Here is an 18,618-nt window from a genome sequence, read left to right on the forward strand (position 1 = left end):
AGAGCGGCTAAGTTTGAACCCTGCGCGGTTTAATGCGTAAGCATTATATGAAAACGCTTATTCCTATCTTTGCCGACCAATTATCTCGTGACCTACCGCCGCTATCCATCAGCGAGCCAGAGGATAGCGTCATCTTAATGATGGAAGTTAGAGGTGAAGCAACATCGGTGGCTCATCACCGAAAAAAGCTCGTATTTCTATTCTCTGCCATGCGGCATTTCGCAGATGATTTGCGCAGTCGCGGCTGGACGGTGGATTACGTCACACTTGACGATGCAGACAATAGTCAGAGTTTCGAAGGCGAGATGAAACGCGCGCTCGACCGTCACGATATTGACCAAATCCGCGTCTGTGAGCCGTCCGAATATGACGTGCTAGAGCGTGTGAAGACGTGGGAAGGGGACCTTGGTAAGCCCGCTACCATCATGCCAGATAGTCGCTTTTTGGCGACTAAAGAAGAGTTTGCAGAATGGGCGGATGGTCGAAAGCAATACCGCATGGAGTATTTCTACCGTGATATGCGCCGTAAAACGGGTCTGCTCATGGACGGTGATGATCCCGAAGGCGGGCAGTGGAATTTTGACAAAGACAACCGCAAACCCGCCAAAGCCGATTTGTTCATGCCAAAACCCAAACGCTTTGACCCTGATGATATAACCCAAGACGTGATTGATATGGTCACGCGCGAATTTCCGAACCGTTTTGGTGATATTGATGATTTCTTTTACGGTGTGACCCGCGATGATGCGCTGTATGTCTTGGACTATTTCGTCGAGCACGGCCTAGAGCGTTTCGGCGACTATCAAGACGCTATGCTGACGGATGAGCCGTTTTTATACCACTCGCTACTATCGCTCTATTTAAACGCTGGGCTGCTCGCGCCGCTCGAAATTTGCCGTGCCGTAGAAGCGGCCTATAAAGACGGTAAAGCGCCGATCAATGCGACAGAGGGCTATATCCGTCAAATCATTGGTTGGCGCGAATATGTGCGCGGAATCTATTGGCTGCGAATGCCGGATTACGTCAGTGAAAACGCATTGGGGGCGACGCGGACCTTACCAGACTTTTACTGGACGGGCGACACGGATATGCACTGCTTGTCACAATCCATTGGCCAGACGAAAGAACATGCCTATGCGCATCACATTCAACGTTTGATGATAACGGGGAATTTTGCGCTACTGATTGGGGCCGACCCAAAGCTGGTGCATGAATGGTATTTAGCCGTTTATATTGACGCGTTCGAGTGGGTGGAATTGCCCAATTCGCTGGGTATGAGCCAGTTTGCCGATGGCGGTTTACTAGGCTCGAAACCCTATGCCAGCAGTGGCAGCTATATTAACCGCATGTCCAATTATTGCGGGGATTGCCATTATAACGTGAAAGACCGCACGGGGCCAAAGGCGTGTCCGTTCAACAGCCTTTATTGGCATTTCATTGACCGCAATAAAGACACGCTCAAAGGCAACAACCGCATGAGCATGATTTACCGCAATTTGGAAAAAATGGACGAGGGCGTGCGCAAAGACATTTTGGAAACAGCAGAGGCCTTTCTAGATGACCTTACGCCTGCCACATCGGACTATATGTAATCACGTCTACCGCGTAGGCTGCGCGGGCAGGGCTGGCACAATAATCACGTCAAATTCACCAATACCGTCACGCAACTTTATCGCTTCGCGGTATTCTGGTGAGGTCCAAAATGTCCGTGCGGCCTCTGCGCTCGGCCAGGCTGATATGATGGTAGCTTGGTAATCAGAGCTGCCTTCCATCGTGTCATAATCCGTTGAAAAGGCCACATAGCGCCCACCGTATTTCGCATAAATCGGCGGTAGGCTTGCCGCATAAGGGCCGAGGTCTTGCGGCGCATAGTTTTTGCCTTGCACAATCATATAAGCGCCCGGCGCGTCAGCCTGTACGGCTAAATCAGGCGCAGCATCGGGGCCCGTATTGGCATTACAGGCGGATAAAAACACCGCAGCGTATAGAATGATTTTTTTCATATTAGGGCTCCAGACTGGTGAGGCTTAAAATGGGCATTTCGCATGGATATTAATCCAATCTCCGCCCGTTGGTTTGCGAAGGCGCAAATCTTGGGCATGTAATTGTAACCGTGTCGCGCGCGCAAAACTTTCGTCATCCGCATAAATACGGTCGCCCAATATGGGATGGCCCAGCGCATACATATGCACGCGCAATTGATGCGACCGCCCCGTTTTGGGATGCAGCAGCACGCGGGTGGTGTCGTCTTCTCGCGCTATGACGTTCCAATCGGTTTGTGCGGATTTGCCGTGCTCAAAGCTGACCATTTGGCGCGGACGGTTGGGCCAGTCACAAATTAGCGGCAGGTTCACATGACCGCTGTGTCCCCGCATATGCCCGGCCACGCGCGCGACATAAGCCTTCTCGACCATGCGTTTTTCAAATTGTAACCCGATATGACGTTGCGCGTTAGGATTAAGGGCAAAGACAAGCAAGCCAGATGTCGCCATATCTAAGCGGTGTATCGTTAGCGCGGTGGGATAGGCCGCTTGCACGCGCGCTTCCGCGCAATCGGGATCTGACTTGCCGGGCACAGATAAAAGCCCGCTGGGTTTATTTATGACGACAATATCATCATCTTTATAAATAATATCCAGCGGCGTTGTCGGCGGGTCATAGGTAAAGGCGCGGGCGACCATAACGGTCTAGGCGTCTTTATTGGCTTCAATCGGTTCAGCCACAACTTCGCGCCCCTCTAGCCGCAGCGCGATTTTTCCCGCAAGCATCGCCAGCGCGTCTTCACCAAACGCCTCCCGGCGCCAGCCTTTCAGCGCAGCAATATCAGCTTTCGCGCCAAACGCCGCCAGTTGTTCAATGTCACTATTATTGGCGACAAGGCGCGGGGCTATATCTTCATATTCTGTGCGCAGACGCAGCAGCGTCTTTAGCATTTCCATTCGCGGGCCCAGATTAGGCGGCATATTACGCGGACGCTCAATCTTGGGCGCGTAGTCTTCGGCATTGTCCACGGCGGCGGCAATGGCTTCGACCAAGGCTTTAGCCTTGGAACTGCGCTCAAATCCTTTGGGGATAGACCGCAGCCGTTCTAAAGCCTTTGTGTCCCGCGGGCGGTTCTGCGCAAGATCATAAAGACTGTCATCTTTAAGGACACGGCGTCGCGGAATATCGCGCGATATTGCTTCGCGCTCCCGCCATGCCGCAGCCGCTTTTAGCGCTGCGAGATAGGGCTTTTTGATATTACGCACTTTCAGTCGTTCCCACGCCGTTTCAGGCTCAAAACTATAAAGGGCGGCATCCATTTGCGGGGCCATTTCTTCATTGACCCAGCCAAGACGACCTCGCGTCTGAAGCTCTTCGACCATACCGGGGTAAAGGTCACGCAGATGGGTGACGTCACCAATGGCGTAATGGAGTTGCTTGTCTGATAGCGGTCGGCGCGACCAATCGGTAAAGCGCGCGCCCTTATCAAGGTTGATATCCAGCCGGCCTTTGACCAACGCCATATAGCCGACACTATCGCCAAAGCCGAGCGCCATGGCCGCAATTTGCGTATCAAAGAGCGGGCCGGGCACAGCCCCGCAGAGCGCGTAGAATATTTCCATATCTTGGCGCGCCGCATGCATCACTTTCATGATGGCCTTATCCATCAGAACATCAAGAAATGGGGTGAGGTCTAGGCCGTCGGCGAGGGGGTCTATGATCGCCTCATCCGTATCTGTCGCCGCTTGGATTAAACACAGCTGGCTGTAAAATGTGCTCTCGCGCATGAACTCTGTATCGACACAGATGAAGGCCTTGCCTTTGGTCGCGTTACAAAAGGCGGTCAGCGCCTCATTCGTTTTAATAACTTGCATGACAAAGGCCTAGCAGGGACGCGCGCGGGCGTCACCTGATTCGTAAAGCACAGCTGTGATTAAAGCGCTTAGGCGTCTAATGCCCGCCCAAAATGCCAGTGCGGATGTCATAATCCACGGCAAGGCCGTAATCAGGGTCATCATCACTATCGACCATTAATTGCCCAGCCTTATTGAGGAGGCGGTGACATTCCTTTGTCAGGTGACGCAGCTGTAGTGTCTTGCCTGCTTGCGCGTAAGTTTCGGCCAACTGCTCAATCGCTTGTAGGGCAGATTGATCGACCACGCGACTATCAAGGAAGTCAACGATAACAACATCGGGATCATTTTCGGCGTCAAATAATTCCTCAAATCCTTCGGCAGATCCAAAGAATAGCGGGCCTGTGATTTCGTAAACTTTCGCGCCGCTGTCATCAATATTGGTGCGCGCGGTAATGCGGCTAGCGTTATTCCAGGCGTAAGCCAGCGCCGACACAATCACACCGACCACAACGGCCACAGCCAAATCGTGCCAAACCGTCACAACAGTCACAAGGATAATAACAAAGGCATCCATCAGCGGAACCTTGCGCATGATGGTAAAAGACTGCCACGCAAAAGTGCCAATCACGACCATAAACATGACGCCCACAAGGGCCGCCAGCGGTATCATCTCAATCCATTCAGATGTGAACAGGATAAAGGCGAGCAGGAACAGTGCCGCAGAAATCCCCGCGAGCCGTGTGCGCCCGCCAGATTTCACGTTAATCATTGACTGGCCAATCATGGCGCAACCGCCCATGCCGCCAAAGAACCCAGTGACCAGATTGGACGCGCCTTGGGCGATACATTCTTGCGATGCGCCGCCGCGCTTATTGGTAATACGCCCAACGAGGTTTAACGTCAGCAAGCTCTCAATCAGGCCAATGGCGGCTAGGATAATGGCATAAGGCAAAATAATACGAAACGTTTCCAAATTTAGAGGCACCATCGGAATGTGAAAGCTCGGCAGCCCGCCCTCAATAGAGGCGAGGTCGCCGACGCGCGGCACATCAATATTAAATACAATCACAATCAGCGCGACAATACCAATGCCCGCTAGCGGCGCGGGAATGAACTTGGTCACTTTGGGCGTGCCCCAAATAATTGCCATGGTTAGCGCGACAAGGCCCAACATCATATAAAGCGGCGCACCCGTCATGTAAGGCGCATCAAACAGGCTCGGCCCGTGTGCGCCTTCTTTAATCACATGTTCGGCCCCTGGCACATGAAACTGTGACATCTGCGCGAGGAAGATAACAATCGCCAGCCCGTTAACAAAGCCCAGCATCACGGGATGGGGGACAAGGCGGATGAACTTGCCCAAATGGAACACGCCCGCGATGATTTGCAATAGGCCCATCAACACAACGGTCGCGAATAAATACTCGACCCCGTGCTGCGCGACCAGCGCGACCATGACAACCGCCAGCGCGCCTGTGGCCCCTGAAATCATACCGGGACGCCCGCCAAAGACAGCGGTGATTAATCCGACAATAAAGGCCGCATAAAGCCCGACCAGCGGATCAACACCCGCAACAAAAGCAAAGGCCACCGCTTCGGGGACCAACGCCAAGGCAACGGTCAGGCCAGACAGGATTTCAATCTTAATACGGTTTGGCGTAAAGCTAATATCCGTATCGCCCCCAGGAACGGCCAAACGGTCAGCAAAGGCAGATAATGTGGTGCGGATCATGGCAGACTCACGAATGCGGGGTGAAAACGCGCGTCATAACGCATGATAGGTCAGATGCAAGGGGCGATGTGGGTTGGGGGATGTGAGGGGGGAAGAGGACGCGGTGCCAATATCCTCAAAGGGGACCTTAGCTCAGTGGATTAAGTCAGCTAAAGAAAGTTGGTAGTAATGTTTGCCGATACGGTAGTATTCGCGCGAAAAAGGAAGTTATTCTAGTCTTTCTCTCCCTAATTTCAGAATGTCGGGTCGGTATATTTCTTTCCTATTGATTAGGTATGTCACAATACCTACGTAATATTCAATAAGCCAAAAAGACTGGGAGCAGGGAATGGAAGAGAAAACACAGAGCCAGAGCGGTGTTGATTGGGCCACGCTGTTGTTTTTTATTTTGGGTTTGGCTTTTGGTATCACAGCGGGTTTGCAAGATTGGAAATTAGACCCTTTTCTTGATGCTGTATCCCTTATTATTCTTGCGGCAACCTTACTGATCTCGGCTTTAACGGCAGGTCTGAAAGGTAAAGTATTTGGCATAATTGTCGCCTTGGCAGGGAGCGTTTTCGCTACGATTCTTTTAACATTTTTGGGAATGCCTCCCCTTAGTGCATTGATGGTCACGCTTGGAATTTCCTGCTTGTCAGTTCTTAGCAGTATCTTTTTTGGTACAAGGCACCAAAAAAGAATTTAACCGTTTCTTTAAAACCGCTTCATCAGGCTGCTTCAAAAATGAATGGTGACCGTGAGCATCTTAAAATCGCTCCAATTAAGACACTCGCCAATGTCTTCTAAGCCCCCAAACCCTTTAAAGATTTTAGCTGCTTGCAAATCGCTCCTATTCACAACCCTCACCCTCCCATAAACCCCGTGAGTACACCCGCCGTATTGTCCCCAATCTCTGGGACGCCGTAGCCGCCTTCCATGATGAACACTGTGGGCAGGTTTAGGGTGCCGATTTTTGCGCCGTAATCGGGGTAGTCAGGGGTGGTGAGTTTAAAGGTGCTGATCGGGTCTTGTTCATAGGTATCGACCCCCAGCGATACGACGAGAGCGTCTGCGCCGAAATCTTGGATACGGGTTAGCGCGTGCTCTAACGCCTCGCGCCAGACGGGATAGGGCGTGCCAGCGGGCAGGGGATAATTGGCGGTGAAGCCTTTGCCCGCGCCTTCCCCGACCTCGTCTTCATGGCCCCAAAAATAGGGAAAATGGTGGTCGGGTTCGCCGTGGATTGAGGTGAAAAACACATCATCGCGGGCATAGAAAATATCTTGCGTGCCATTGCCGTGGTGAAAATCAACATCAAGTATAGCGACTTTGCCTGCGCCTTTATCGCGCAGTCTCTGCGCCGCAATCGCGGCGTAATTCAGCAAGCAATAGCCTGACATATAATCTGCCCCTGCGTGATGGCCCGGCGGGCGGGTCAGGGTAAAGGCGGCACCGCCAGACGCGCTGACGCTATCGGCTGCGGCGACGGCACAATCCGCAACGGCCTTTAATCCGTGCCAACTGGTTTGGGTGATGACCGTGTCTGACGAGCTACAGAAATATCCGGCTGCGCCGTCAATATCGATGGGGGGTTCCGCGCGGCGCGGGCGGTGCGGGTAACTCATGGGTAGGACATCGCCGCTATAACCTGCCGCTTGCCAACGGCTCCACGCGGTTTGCAGGAAATGCAGATAATCCGCCGTGTGTACGCGCGCAATCGCGCTCATATCGCAAGGCTCTGGCGTGATAAAATTCGTCAGCCCCGCCCGAGATAATCCCGCCAGTAATTTATCCAATCGGTGCGTGCCCTCATGGGCAGGCACAAAAGCCCCGCGGTGAAGCTCTAGCGCTGGCGCATGCAGTGCGTGATCATCGGTGTAGACGATATCCAAGGAATTACTCTTCCAAAATATCGCTAATCCGACGTTGGGCGATGGGGTGGTAGCCGTCTTTGGCAGTGGCAAAAATGCGGTCGGCCGTATCGGCTTTTCCGTTATCTGCCAGCGCGCCGTAAAGGCGGTAGATAAATTTGCCGCGCCCGACCGTCATCAGAAACTCCTCCAGTGCGGGCATAGCGGGCTCATAATCGCCTTTAATGGCTTGCATATACCAAGCAAAGGCGGTCTCTGCATTTTGTGTGCCTGTGAGCCCGAACGCCTCGTCTAGCGCTTTGAACTGCGCTTGGGTGAGCGTCGGTAGCCCGTTGAGGAAATGCAGCCATTCATGTGTTGACCAATCATCTGTCGGCAGTTCGCTCGCGGTAATGTCGCCAGATGTCCAGCGCGCAGATGCGGCGGCAACCTCATCAAAGGCATCTGACTTTGGCTTGCGCGCTGTGTCTGGCAGACCCGGTCCATAGACCCATGCCGCAATTTCGGCATCAGTGACGGCGTTTGGGTATGTGTTACGAAGGTTCGCGTCCATAAAGCCAAGGAAGTCTTCTGTCGTGATGCTGTCAAAGGCATAGGCATTGAAATAAGATTTTAGGAACGGATCAAAGGCCTCACGTCCAAAACGGTCTTCGAGGAAAAACAGAAAATTTGCGCCCTTGATATAGGATACAAGGGTGAAAGCATCATCTGGATGTTGCATGTCATCTGGTAGTTTAAGATGCGTCAACTCGGGCCGCTTGGCCTCTGAAATCGCGCGTTTCATACCTTCCAAATCAAGAACCTGCTCCATGACGGCTCGCCGTTTCCCGTAAAGTTCTTCCATCACACGGTTTTCAACATAGCTCGTGAAACCTTCATTTAGCCAGGCATCGCGCCAATTTGAATTGGTCACCAGATTACCAGACCAGCTATGGGCCAGCTCATGCGCGACCACGTTCGTCAGCGACTTATCGCCCGCAATCAGGGTCGGCGTCATAAATGACAGACGCGGATTTTCCATGCCGCCGTAAGGAAAGCTTGGCGGCAAGACGATGAGGTCATAACGCCCCCAACGATATGGCCCGTAAAGCGCTGTATTGGCGACCTCCATCATTGGCGTTTCTGCAAATTCCTCGGCGGAGGCGTCTAGGATATACTCTTCGGCATAAACACCGATCGTGTCGTTAATCGCCTTGAATTTGATGTCACCCACCGCAATCGCAATCAGGTAGCTGGGGATGGGTTGCGGCATAGAAAACTGCCAATTACCGTTTGCGTCTTGGCCGTCTTGAGATGCACTCATGAGCGGTAGCAAGCCTTCAGGCACGCGCAATGACGCCTCATAGGTCAGCCGCACAGCGGGCGTGTCTTGGACGGGTAACATGGTGCGGGCGTTAATCGCTTGCGCTTGGGAAAACAGATATGGTTTTTCCTTACCCGCAGTCTGGGCCGGGGTCAGCCATTGCAGGCCTTCGGCCTCTGGGCTGGTTTGATAAATTATCCGAAGCTGGCTGGCGTCCGCGCCAATATCAATGCGCATGGCAGAGCCCATCATAGGGTCAGGGTCGGCCAGCGTGTAATCCGTCGGCATCCAACCGTCATCTGTCTCTAGCGCCACAGCTTTAATCAATAAATCTTTGGTATCCAGCACGAGGGTCGTCGCATTTGGGTCAAGGCGTGTAAACTGTAATGTTACCGCCCCGTCCAAAACTTTGCGGTCAAAATCAACGTCCAAATCAAGCGCTGCATGGTTGACCACGACGTCTTGGTAATTGGCGTAAGTGAATTGATCGGCGGTAAAGAAACGCTCGGACGGAACAATGGTTTGCGACGCGCTATTTTCAGCAGACCCCACCTCACTAGGCGGATTGGTCGGTCCGCAGGCCGTCAAAGTGAGTGTGGCAGCGGCAAGCACTGAAAAAGCAGAGAGGCGAGCAATAGTCATGGCGTAGATTCCTTTATATTTTGCACAAGTCTACGCCCACGTCACAGGCTTCACAAGCGCCTAGATGATGTTGCGCTGCACAGCGTCCTAAAGTTCCTGTTAATACGGCTGCTCTAAAAGGGGCGCTGGGCACACATTGGGACCGCTATGTTTAACCCCGTACAAAGCAAAATAGAGACTCGCTTTGCCTTGGGTGGTCTCTGCGCGGTATTTCTATGGGCGAGTATTGCTCAAACGGCCCAAGCCCAACAGCGAGAATTTTATAACGGCAGCTTTGAGGCCAATGACCCGCAAGGTCCTGGCACGCCGAATTGGCAAATTTTCAACAATGCGGCCGTGGATGAATGGTCATCAACCACGAATGAGATTGAGTTATGGGACAGCACCTTTTAACAGCATCACATCTTTTGAAGGGAATGTTCACGCCGAAATGAATGCCAATCAGCCCGGCGCACTTTACCAAGAAGTGTGCTTGATTGCGGGCGAGACAGTCGGTTGGAGCTTTGCCCACCGTGCGCGCTCGGGCGGGCCAAACCCGCAGGTGGCATTGCTCGAAATTGCCAATAATACGACGGGTGTCGTGTTTCAATCACTGGCCACCCAATCCACAGTCATTGGCGCACCGTGGCAAGTGAATACGGGCAGCACGACCTATAGCGGCGCAACAGGTACGCAGCGCGTCCAATTTCGGACAACAAACCCGGGTAGTTTCGGTAACTTCGTTGATGATCTGCGCCTAAATATTGCGGCCTTTGCGCAATTTAGCGCCAGTAGCTATTCTGATTTTGAAGCCTCTGGCGGTAATTTGCCTGTCATCATCATGGACGGCCGCGTGGAGGTGCCGACCACTATTCCAATCACCATTACGGGCGGCACGGCGGATGGGGCGGATTATACGCTGACATCATCGTCTATCACTATTCCTGTTGGGCTTTATAACGGGACGGCTTTTCCTTTGCCGTTGGTGATATCGGATAATTTTATTGGTTAGCCTGACGAGACAATAACCTTTGCTTTGGGCACGCCGAGCACAAGCGAGATTATATTTGCGCGCACGGTTTGTGACGGCGGCGCACCGCAAACCACAACCAGCTATACAATTATCAATGACGACGCGCGGCTGGAAGCGAATAAGACCGTGGCGATGTATAACCCAAGCGGGGGCATTGCGGATTACGCTATCCCAGGGAACGAAGTCGTCTATACGATTGCGGTCGAAAATACCGGGCTAATTGCCGTGGATAGTAACAGTATTTTCCTGACCGATAGGCTTCCCCCCGAGGTGGAGTTTTATAACGGCACAGGCGGTGGTGTCGGTGCGGTGACGTTTTCGACAACAGCACCAGGGCTGAGTTTTAATGCTGCGACTGATCTGACGTTTTCTGATCAAACAGCGCAACCGGTTGATGTCAGCGACTGTAGTTACAGTGCAAGCACTGGGCATGACGCGAATATTAAACATGTGTGTTTCAGTCCCCAAGGCGTGCTGCCGCCGGGTGACCCAAATCCGAGTTTTTCAGTGCAGTTTAGAACGCGGGTGAAATAGTAAGGCGGTTACAGCTCCGCAGCTACTCCCCCTTCGGCAGACCGTATTTTTCGGGATGATTAAAGCGGCTAACACTTTCCATCAGCTCTTTCATGGCAACCCCTGTTTCGGGCAATTGATCACGTGGTAAGTCCATGTGATTAATCGGGAACTCTTGGATATATTGATCCAAAACAGGCTTTGTCATCTCATAGGCATAATTGGGAATTTTGCGGTTTTTGCGAAATTCAGCAATGGGAATCTCTGCCTCTATGATGTCATCTTCGGTAAGGGATTTTGACTTGGCGAGGATTTTGGCTTTCGGCCCGATGATGACGCTTTCGCCCGCGCTGTAGCCGGGGATATCAAAGGCGATATTGACCATGGGCGAGTAAAAATTATTGTAATAAGCCGTGGCACGCACGTCATATTCCGCAAATAATGTTGCGGTGCGGATCATGATCTCTGTTCCGCGCAGGGCAAAGGCGGCAAAGATAAACGGGTCAAATTGAACCGTGGAGATCGCGATATTACCGTATTCTGTCATCAGCACAGGAAACTCTTCCTCGATGCCGTACATGGCGCGGTATTTGTCCCGCACAGATTCAATCGTGGTCGTCGTAATCTCGCGGTCTGGATAGATGCGTTTGATATTGCGCGATTTCCAGAACTTTTTCACGACCTCGCCGTCGCGGTTAATCACCGCATTAATTGATAATATATGTCCCGGCCAATCATCATCGGTTGCATAGGTTCCAAACACCAAATAGGTGTCACAATCGCGCGCAATTTTCCCGAGGCGCTCTGTCTCTGGTCCCGGAATTTGCACCGTATATTTCAGCTTTTCTGTGCGCGATCCGCCTGAATAGCCCGTCAGTGGAAATTCGTGATACAGCAGGAAATCGGGCTTTTTACCTGTGGTGCAAGCTTTGTCGGCCATGGCCTCCATATGTTTTAGATTATGGTCTAAGCCTTCTTCAATGGTCGGGAAATCGGTCAAATTATCGACCGTGGTCTGAAGGACTTTGATAACGATATTGTCTTTTTCCAGAGGGATTGTCGGATAGCTCCCATCGGGCCGCACAAGGGCTGGCATCGTATCAGTCGCAGGTGTCGCTTGAGTAGGCGTCGCTTCTGCGGCGGTCTCTGGACTTTGAGCTTGGCATGCAACGAGGGCTAAGCCCGCAGCTGTGATGGCGAGATGTTTCATGGTCTTTCCCCTTTTCACAGTACAATACAGCGGGGTAGCGCGCGTGCGATTGAGGTTTCGCAAACTTGCAACGGCTGCCGTATTAAGTGTTTTGTGAGACTTTGCTGCTATGTTGAGAACTATCATGCAGTACAAATATGAACAGCAATACCGAACGAAAACAATCTTAGTGGCGTTAGTCTTCGCGGCAGGGTTTACCGCCTTTGGCTACATCCAAAACGCGCCGTGGTATTTTTTGACTATTACAGGCGTGCCGATGGCATTATTGGCCTACAATGTTGTCGTGAATCCGTTATCGGGTATCGATCTGAACCAACGATTTTTGCGGGTTTACAGTGGGCATTGGGACAAGCGCGTGAACATCAATGCAATTGATAAGGTCATTGTCAAACGCCGGAGTGACGACGGTGATTTATATTTAGTCCAACCTAAAGGCGGCAAAGCGATTATTATACCATCGAATTGCATCAAAGCCCCAGACGTTTTTGAGCAAACCTTGAGCCATTTGGGTCTAACTGTTGAAGAGTTTCAGCCAGCCGTCTTGACTAACCCGCTTTCATAAGCGCGATACCGTAATCTTGCTCAAACAGATAAAGCAAGTTGCGCGCCGCTTGGCCGCGTGGGGACTCTAGTGCTGGGTCAATACTTGCCAGATGCCGCGCGTCTTGCACGGCCGTCTCTAGCAGTGATTTATGCTTATCCAAATCCGCGAGCTTATAGCCCGGCAGGCCTGATTGCCGCGCGCCTAACAAATCCCCAGAGCCGCGAAGCTCCCAATCTTTTTCCGAGATTAAAAAGCCGTCCTCAGACTCGCGCATAATTTCGAGCCGCGCTTTACCGCTCACGCCGAGCGGGGCTTTATAGAGCAAAAGGCATGACGATGATTTATCGCCGCGCCCCACACGCCCGCGCAGTTGATGCAACTGCGCAAGGCCAAAGCGTTCGGCATGTTCAATCACCATGATGGTTGCATTAGGGGCGTCGACACCGACCTCAATAACCGTTGTCGCGACCAGCACGTCATACTCCCCGCGTTTAAACGCTTGGCTCATCGCCTCTTTGTCTTGCGCGGATAACCGCCCGTGCAGCAGCCCCACACGGTCACCGTAAATGGCGGTGAGTTGGCGGTGGCGATCCTCAACCGATGTCAGGTCAATCACCTCGCTATCCTCGACCAGCGGGCAAACCCAATAGACCTGCTCGCCGTCTTCAATCTTGCGGCCCACGGCTTCAATGACGTTATCAAGACGAGCGAGCGGGAGGATGCGCGTCTCAATCGGTTTGCGACCAGCGGGTTTCTCTGTCAGCTTGGAAATATCCAAATCCCCATAAGCCGTGAGCGCCAGCGTACGCGGAATGGGGGTCGCCGTCATGACTAGCAAATCTGGGCGCTTGCCTTTCAGCGTTAATTTCATGCGGTCATTGACACCAAAGCGGTGCTGTTCGTCGATAATGACCAGCCCTAAATCAGCAAAGTCGACGCTCTCTTGGAACAGGGCATGGGTGCCGACCACAACATCAATATAGCCTTCGCGCAAACCTGTGGCCAGCGCTTCACGCGGTTTACCTTTATCGCGCCCTGTTATCGCCTCGACGGTCAGACCCGCAGGCTCTAAGAACGCGGCCATGGTTTGCGCATGTTGGCGCGCAAGGATTTCAGTCGGCGCCATAAGGGCGACTTGCGCGCCGCTTTCACAGACATGGGCAGCGGCCAGCGCGGCAACGAAAGTCTTACCCGCCCCGACATCGCCTTGTAGTAATCGCGCCATACGAAAGGGCGATTTTAAATCTCCGATGATTTCCGCAACCGCTTGTGTTTGCGCCCCTGTGGGCGGGAAGGGTGCGCCTTTTAAAACGTCATCGACATAATGCCCCGCCGTGTCATAGCTGCGCCCTGATTGGCGGCGTGTGTTTTCACGCACAAGCGCCATAGCTAGCTGCTTGGCAAAAAGCTCGTCATAGGCCAGCCGCAACCGCGCTGGGGCTGTGTCTTTGCTATCCACGGGATGCTCTGGTGAATGCATCCGAATGAGGCTCTCGGCAAAACCCGGCCAGTCTTGTTTGGCCACCATATGCGGGTCGAGCCATTCATCCATTTGCGGAATATGTTGTAGCGCCGCCATCACCGCCTTGCGCGCGACTTTCTGCGACAGACCAGCGGTCAGCGGATATAACGTTTCGTATAGCGGCAGATTATCAATGTCTTGCGGCGCCAAAATATAATCAGGATGCGTCATTTGCATCTCGGCATTAAAGACTTCGGTCTTGCCTGAAATAATGCGGGTGGTGCCTTCTGGCAGCACGGTTTGAAGATAGGGCGCGCGTGGTTTGAAAAAGACGAGCGTCATGTCATCGCTTTCGTCAAACACGCGCACGCGGTAGGGGCGGCCCTTGGCGCTGGGTGGGATATGACGCCCCACGGTCACGGTAAAGGTCGCAATTTCGTCCTTATGCGCGTCAGCAATCTGGGGGCGGTAACTACGATCAATCATGCCGGTGGGTGGGGTCAGCAGCAGGTCTTTGATACGCGGGGCGGCGTCGGCCTGCGGGCGACCAAAGGCGCGACCAAGAGCCTCGCTGACACGCGGGCCAACACCTTTTAAGGTGGTCACGTCAGCAAATAAAGGAAACAAAATTGTTGGTCGCATAGCCTGTTAATTGAACGATTTAATTGCCTATAGCAAGTGACACTCGGGGCAGGCTTTGCTAGAGGACAGCGCAACCCACGCCATTGGAGCCGTTAATGACAGACCCCCGCCGCAAACGCCTGATTTACCGCGCCAATTACCGTGGGTTTAAAGAGGCTGACTTGCTGCTGGGCGGTTTTGCCAAAACCTATATGGACAGCATGACGGATGAAGAGGTCTTGCAATTTGAAGATCTGCTGACGGCCAAGGACCATGATATTTATGACTGGATAACAGGCCGCCTGGCTGTACCCGCCAATTATGACACGCCAATTTTGGAACGTCTGCGCGCCTTTGATCCGCTGACTAAGACCTAAGCACCCTTAATCACCATGCTGCAACTCCACCGATATGCTGGGCCAGAGCCTGACTTGATGGCTGCTGGCCTGCCCGAAGGCATGGACGCCTTAATCGTGACGCGCGCGCTGCGCCGCCGTGTGAAGGAAATGGGGCAGGGACGGATTGTCTTTGTCGCGCGCGATGAAATGCGCGCCGCCAATTTTGCCGATGCGGCACGGTTTTTTGCCCCTGACATCGCTCAAGTCGTTCTGCCTGCCTGGGATTGCTTGCCCTTTGACCGCGTATCGCCGTCCCGCAATGCGGCAGCGCGGCGTGCTGCGGCGCTCTATACGCTAGCCAAGACAAAACCTGACCTACCGCTTCTGATTATCACCACAATATCGTCCATGATGCAGCGCGTGCCGCCGCGGGGTATCATCCGCGAGGCCGGATTTTCTGCGCGCGTAGGCCAGCATTTACGGCGTGAGGATTTGGAAGGCTATCTGTCGGTCAATGGCTATGCGCGCGCGTCTACTGTTATGGAGCCGGGCGATTTTGCCATTCGCGGCGGGCTGATTGATATTTTTCCGCCAAGTTTTGAAGAACCCATCCGTATGGATTTCTTCGGCGATGAGCTAGAGACGATCCGCGCTTTTGATGTCGATAGCCAGCGCACGACAACGCAACTCACAGAGGTCGAGTTAGCCCCTGTCTCGGAAATATTCATGGGCGAGGACGACACCAGCCGTTTTCGTCGTAATTACATCGCGGCCTTTGGCGGCGGCATTAGCGCGGACCCCATGTATGCCTCTGTTGTTGACGGTATTCGTCCGCAGGGCGTGGAGCATTTCCTACCGCTGTTTTATGACCTGACCGAGACGATATTTGATTATGCGGGGCCGGGGGCGCTCTTTGCTTATGACGGGCTTTTAAACGAGGCCAAAGCCGAGCGCGAAGACACAATCAAAGATTTTTACGAAAGCCGCGATCAATACGCCCAGTCCCGCGATAGTGGGTCTGGTGACCCCGCCAAAACCGCAGGCGTTTACCGCCCGCTGCCGCCTGAACGGCTTTATCTGTTATCTGATGAATGGGCGGAAACAACAGCGCCGCTGACCACGCGCCAGCATACGCCCTTTGTGCCCGACATGGATAACCTTGTTGATTTTGGCGGTCGTGTGGGGCGCAATTTCAACGCCGAACGCCAGACCGAAGGGGTCAATGTCTTTGAGAGCGTGATAGAGCATGTTCGCGCGCTGCGGGCGGTGAAAAAACGCGTGCTGCTGGCCTCCTGGACGCAAGGCTCGACCGACCGTCTGGGTAATGTGCTGGATGATCACGATATGCCTGTGCAGCAAGACGTGCGCGGACCAGATGCGCTGTCTATTCCGCAGGGGTCTGTGCGCCGCGTTATCTTGCCGATTGAGCAGGGCTTTGTCTTTGATGATTTGGCGATAATCTCTGAACAAGATATTCTGGGTGACCGCCTTGTAAACCGTGGTCGAAAACGCAAAGCCAAAAACTTCATTACAGAGGCCGCTGCCCTGCAACCCGGTGATTTGATCATTCATATTGATCACGGCTTAGGACGTTATCTGGGACTTAAAACCCTGTCCGTGCAGGACGCGCCGCATGATTGTTTGGAACTGGCCTATCACGGTGGGGCCAAGCTGTTTCTGCCTGTTGAAAATATCGAGCTTTTGTCGCGATACGGCGCAGGGCCTGAAAACCCGATGCTGGATAAGCTTGGCGGTGTCGCGTGGCAATCGCGTAAGGCCAAGGCCAAAGCCAAGCTGCGCGATATGGCGGGTGAGCTGATTAAAATTGCTGCCCAACGCGCGATGAAAACGGCAGAACCGATTAATATCCCCGACGGCGTCTATGACGAATTTTGCGCGCGCTTTCCCTATGCTGAAACCGATGATCAGTTATCCGCTATTGATGACGTGTTCACAGATTTGTCCAGCGGCCGGCCGATGGACAGATTGATTTGCGGTGATGTGGGCTTTGGTAAAACCGAAGTGGCTCTGCGCGCGGCCTTTGCCGTGGCGATGTCGGGCAAACAGGTCGCCGTTGTTGTGCCGACCACTGTGCTCGCGCGCCAGCATTTTAAAACATTTGCCGACAGGTTCAGGGGCTGGCCCGTCAATGTGCGGCAGCTCTCGCGGCTAGTGTCCAGCAAGGACGCGAAAGAGGCCAAAGAGGCGTTGGCCTCTGGCCGTTGCGAGATCATTGTTGGCACACATGCGCTACTGGCGAAGACCATTAAATTTAGCGATTTGGGCCTTTTGATTGTCGATGAAGAACAACGCTTTGGCGTCGGGCATAAAGAAAAGCTAAAAGCGCTGCGCGCCGATGTGAATGTGCTGACCCTGACGGCGACGCCTATTCCGCGCACGTTGCAAATGGCGCTATCGGGTATTCGCGATTTATCCCTGATTGCGACGCCGCCCGTCGACCGCCTTGCCGTGCGGACTTATGTTTCGCCTTTTGACCAAATCTCTATTCGCAAAGCCATATTGCGAGAGCGTTATCGCGGTGGTCAGACATTCTTTGTCGCGCCGCGCATCGCGGATATGAAACGCCTCGAGGAGTTCATGCAGACCCATGTGCCAGAGGTGAAATACGTTATCGCCCACGGGCAAATGTCGGGTGGGGCGTTGGAAGATATCATGACGGCCTTTTACGATGGGCAATATGATGTCCTGCTGTCGACCTCTATCATCGAGAGTGGCATTGATATTCCACGCGCCAATACGATGATTATTTACCGCGCAGATCGTTTCGGCCTGGCGCAGCTTTACCAGATGCGGGGACGTGTTGGGCGGTCGCGGGTGCGGGCCTATGCCTATATGACCATCCCCGAAGGTTTTGTCGCGACAGATGGTGCGGTGCAGCGCCTAAAAGTCCTGCAATCGCTCGACACGTTAGGGGCGGGTTTCACACTCGCGAGTCATGATTTGGACATGCGCGGCGGCGGTAATCCGCTCGGCGAAGAACAATCAGGCTATGTCAAAGAAGTCGGCGTGGAGCTCTATCAACACATGCTGGAAGAAGCGGTAGCAGAGCTACGCGAAGACGTGACCCATGTCGATCAAAGCTGGTCACCCCAAGTGAACGTCGGCGTCGCCATCCTTATTCCAGAGCGCTATGTCCAAGATTTGAACCTACGCCTGGCCACTTACCGCCGTATTTCTGATATTGAAGATGACACAGAATCTGACGCGCTGGCGTCCGAGCTTATTGACCGTTTCGGACCCATGCCAAATGAGGTCGAGAGCTTGCTAAAAGTCATGAAAATCAAACGTTTGTGCCGTCGCGCCCATGTTGAAAAAGTGGACGCTGGCCCGCGCGGTGTGGTGCTGACCATTCGTCATCAAGACGTCAAAGACCCGAGTATTATCTTAAACGCGATCACGCAAAACGGGGGTTGGAAGTTGCGCCCTGATCAGACAATTTTGGTCAATGGTCATTTTGAAAAACCTGCCAACCGTATCAAGGGGGTGGAGCGGGCATTGAAGGCGTTGATTGCGAGTGACGTCTAAAAGGCC

The 18,618-nt window shown here is 53.2% G+C and carries 16 protein-coding genes; 8 read left to right on the forward strand and 8 right to left on the reverse strand.

Annotated elements, in window-relative coordinates:
* The first annotated feature begins 47 nt into the window (after positions 1–47).
* Entirely contained in the window at positions 48–1,592 is a 1,545-nt protein-coding gene (locus AB6B37_RS05125) for a cryptochrome/photolyase family protein (RefSeq protein ID WP_371397820.1), read from the forward strand.
* 6 nt (positions 1,593–1,598) lie between these two features.
* On the opposite strand, the gene AB6B37_RS05130 is transcribed toward AB6B37_RS05125, so the two are convergent.
* The 4 genes from AB6B37_RS05130 to AB6B37_RS05145 form a co-directional block, all read right to left on the reverse strand.
* Entirely contained in the window at positions 1,599–2,003 is a 405-nt protein-coding gene (locus AB6B37_RS05130; protein ID WP_371397821.1) for a DUF1330 domain-containing protein, read from the reverse strand.
* A 24-nt stretch (positions 2,004–2,027) separates the two neighbouring features.
* Entirely contained in the window at positions 2,028–2,681 is a 654-nt protein-coding gene (locus AB6B37_RS05135) for a pseudouridine synthase (protein ID WP_371397822.1), read from the reverse strand.
* A gap of 6 nt (positions 2,682–2,687) precedes the next feature.
* On the reverse strand, positions 2,688–3,857 hold the full coding sequence (rnd, locus tag AB6B37_RS05140; protein ID WP_371397823.1) for a ribonuclease D: 1,170 nt from the start codon (positions 3,855–3,857) through the stop codon (positions 2,688–2,690).
* Between the two features lie 76 nt (positions 3,858–3,933).
* Positions 3,934–5,571 (reverse strand): SulP family inorganic anion transporter, encoded by a 1,638-nt coding sequence (locus tag AB6B37_RS05145; RefSeq protein ID WP_371397824.1) that lies wholly within the window; start codon positions 5,569–5,571, stop codon positions 3,934–3,936.
* Between the two features lie 328 nt (positions 5,572–5,899).
* On the opposite strand from AB6B37_RS05145, the gene AB6B37_RS05150 reads away from it, so the two are divergent.
* Positions 5,900–6,256, forward strand: coding sequence for a hypothetical protein (locus tag AB6B37_RS05150; RefSeq protein WP_371397825.1), 357 nt, complete (start codon positions 5,900–5,902; stop codon positions 6,254–6,256).
* A 157-nt stretch (positions 6,257–6,413) separates the two neighbouring features.
* Here AB6B37_RS05150 and AB6B37_RS05155 read toward each other — a convergent pair whose 3' ends face one another.
* Both AB6B37_RS05155 and AB6B37_RS05160 read right to left on the reverse strand, forming a co-directional pair.
* Positions 6,414–7,442: a histone deacetylase family protein gene (locus AB6B37_RS05155; RefSeq protein WP_371397826.1), complete on the reverse strand. Its 1,029-nt coding sequence runs from the start codon at positions 7,440–7,442 to the stop codon at positions 6,414–6,416.
* Between the two features lie 4 nt (positions 7,443–7,446).
* Entirely contained in the window at positions 7,447–9,366 is a 1,920-nt protein-coding gene (locus AB6B37_RS05160; protein ID WP_371397827.1) for a M1 family metallopeptidase, read from the reverse strand.
* A 147-nt stretch (positions 9,367–9,513) separates the two neighbouring features.
* Between AB6B37_RS05160 and AB6B37_RS05165 the strand changes: the two genes are divergently transcribed.
* Genes AB6B37_RS05165 through AB6B37_RS05175 form a run of 3 tightly spaced genes read left to right on the forward strand, consistent with a single transcriptional unit; the run spans position 9,514 to position 10,912 of the window.
* A complete protein-coding gene (locus AB6B37_RS05165) occupies positions 9,514–9,759 on the forward strand; it encodes a hypothetical protein (RefSeq protein ID WP_371397828.1) in 246 nt (81 codons plus the stop codon).
* Positions 9,760–9,796: 37 nt separating this feature from the next.
* Positions 9,797–10,357, forward strand: coding sequence for a hypothetical protein (locus AB6B37_RS05170; protein ID WP_371397829.1), 561 nt, complete (start codon positions 9,797–9,799; stop codon positions 10,355–10,357).
* Positions 10,358–10,381: 24 nt separating this feature from the next.
* The gene (locus tag AB6B37_RS05175) at positions 10,382–10,912 is read left to right on the forward strand and encodes a hypothetical protein (protein WP_371397830.1); all 531 of its coding nucleotides are present in this window, start codon (positions 10,382–10,384) and stop codon (positions 10,910–10,912) included.
* Between the two features lie 22 nt (positions 10,913–10,934).
* On the opposite strand, the gene AB6B37_RS05180 is transcribed toward AB6B37_RS05175, so the two are convergent.
* Positions 10,935–12,101 (reverse strand): nitrilase-related carbon-nitrogen hydrolase, encoded by a 1,167-nt coding sequence (locus AB6B37_RS05180; RefSeq protein WP_371397831.1) that lies wholly within the window; start codon positions 12,099–12,101, stop codon positions 10,935–10,937.
* 124 nt (positions 12,102–12,225) lie between these two features.
* Between AB6B37_RS05180 and AB6B37_RS05185 the strand changes: the two genes are divergently transcribed.
* Positions 12,226–12,663 (forward strand): hypothetical protein, encoded by a 438-nt coding sequence (locus AB6B37_RS05185; protein ID WP_371397832.1) that lies wholly within the window; start codon positions 12,226–12,228, stop codon positions 12,661–12,663.
* Here the strand turns inward: AB6B37_RS05185 and recG are convergent.
* Positions 12,647–14,749: an ATP-dependent DNA helicase RecG gene (gene recG / locus AB6B37_RS05190; RefSeq protein ID WP_371397833.1), complete on the reverse strand. Its 2,103-nt coding sequence runs from the start codon at positions 14,747–14,749 to the stop codon at positions 12,647–12,649. The two genes, AB6B37_RS05185 and recG, sit on opposite strands and share 17 nt — an antisense overlap.
* 95 nt (positions 14,750–14,844) lie before the next feature.
* Here recG and AB6B37_RS05195 point away from each other — a divergent pair, with 95 nt between their 5' ends.
* Complete coding sequence (locus AB6B37_RS05195) at positions 14,845–15,105, forward strand: succinate dehydrogenase assembly factor 2 (RefSeq protein WP_371397834.1); 261 nt, start codon at positions 14,845–14,847, stop codon at positions 15,103–15,105.
* 15 nt (positions 15,106–15,120) lie between these two features.
* Positions 15,121–18,612 (forward strand): transcription-repair coupling factor, encoded by a 3,492-nt coding sequence (gene mfd / locus AB6B37_RS05200; RefSeq protein WP_371397835.1) that lies wholly within the window; start codon positions 15,121–15,123, stop codon positions 18,610–18,612.
* Positions 18,613–18,618: the final 6 nt, after the last annotated feature.

It is taken from the genome of Fretibacter rubidus (assembly GCF_041429785.1).
Lineage (GTDB): Bacteria > Pseudomonadota > Alphaproteobacteria > Caulobacterales > Maricaulaceae > Fretibacter > Fretibacter rubidus.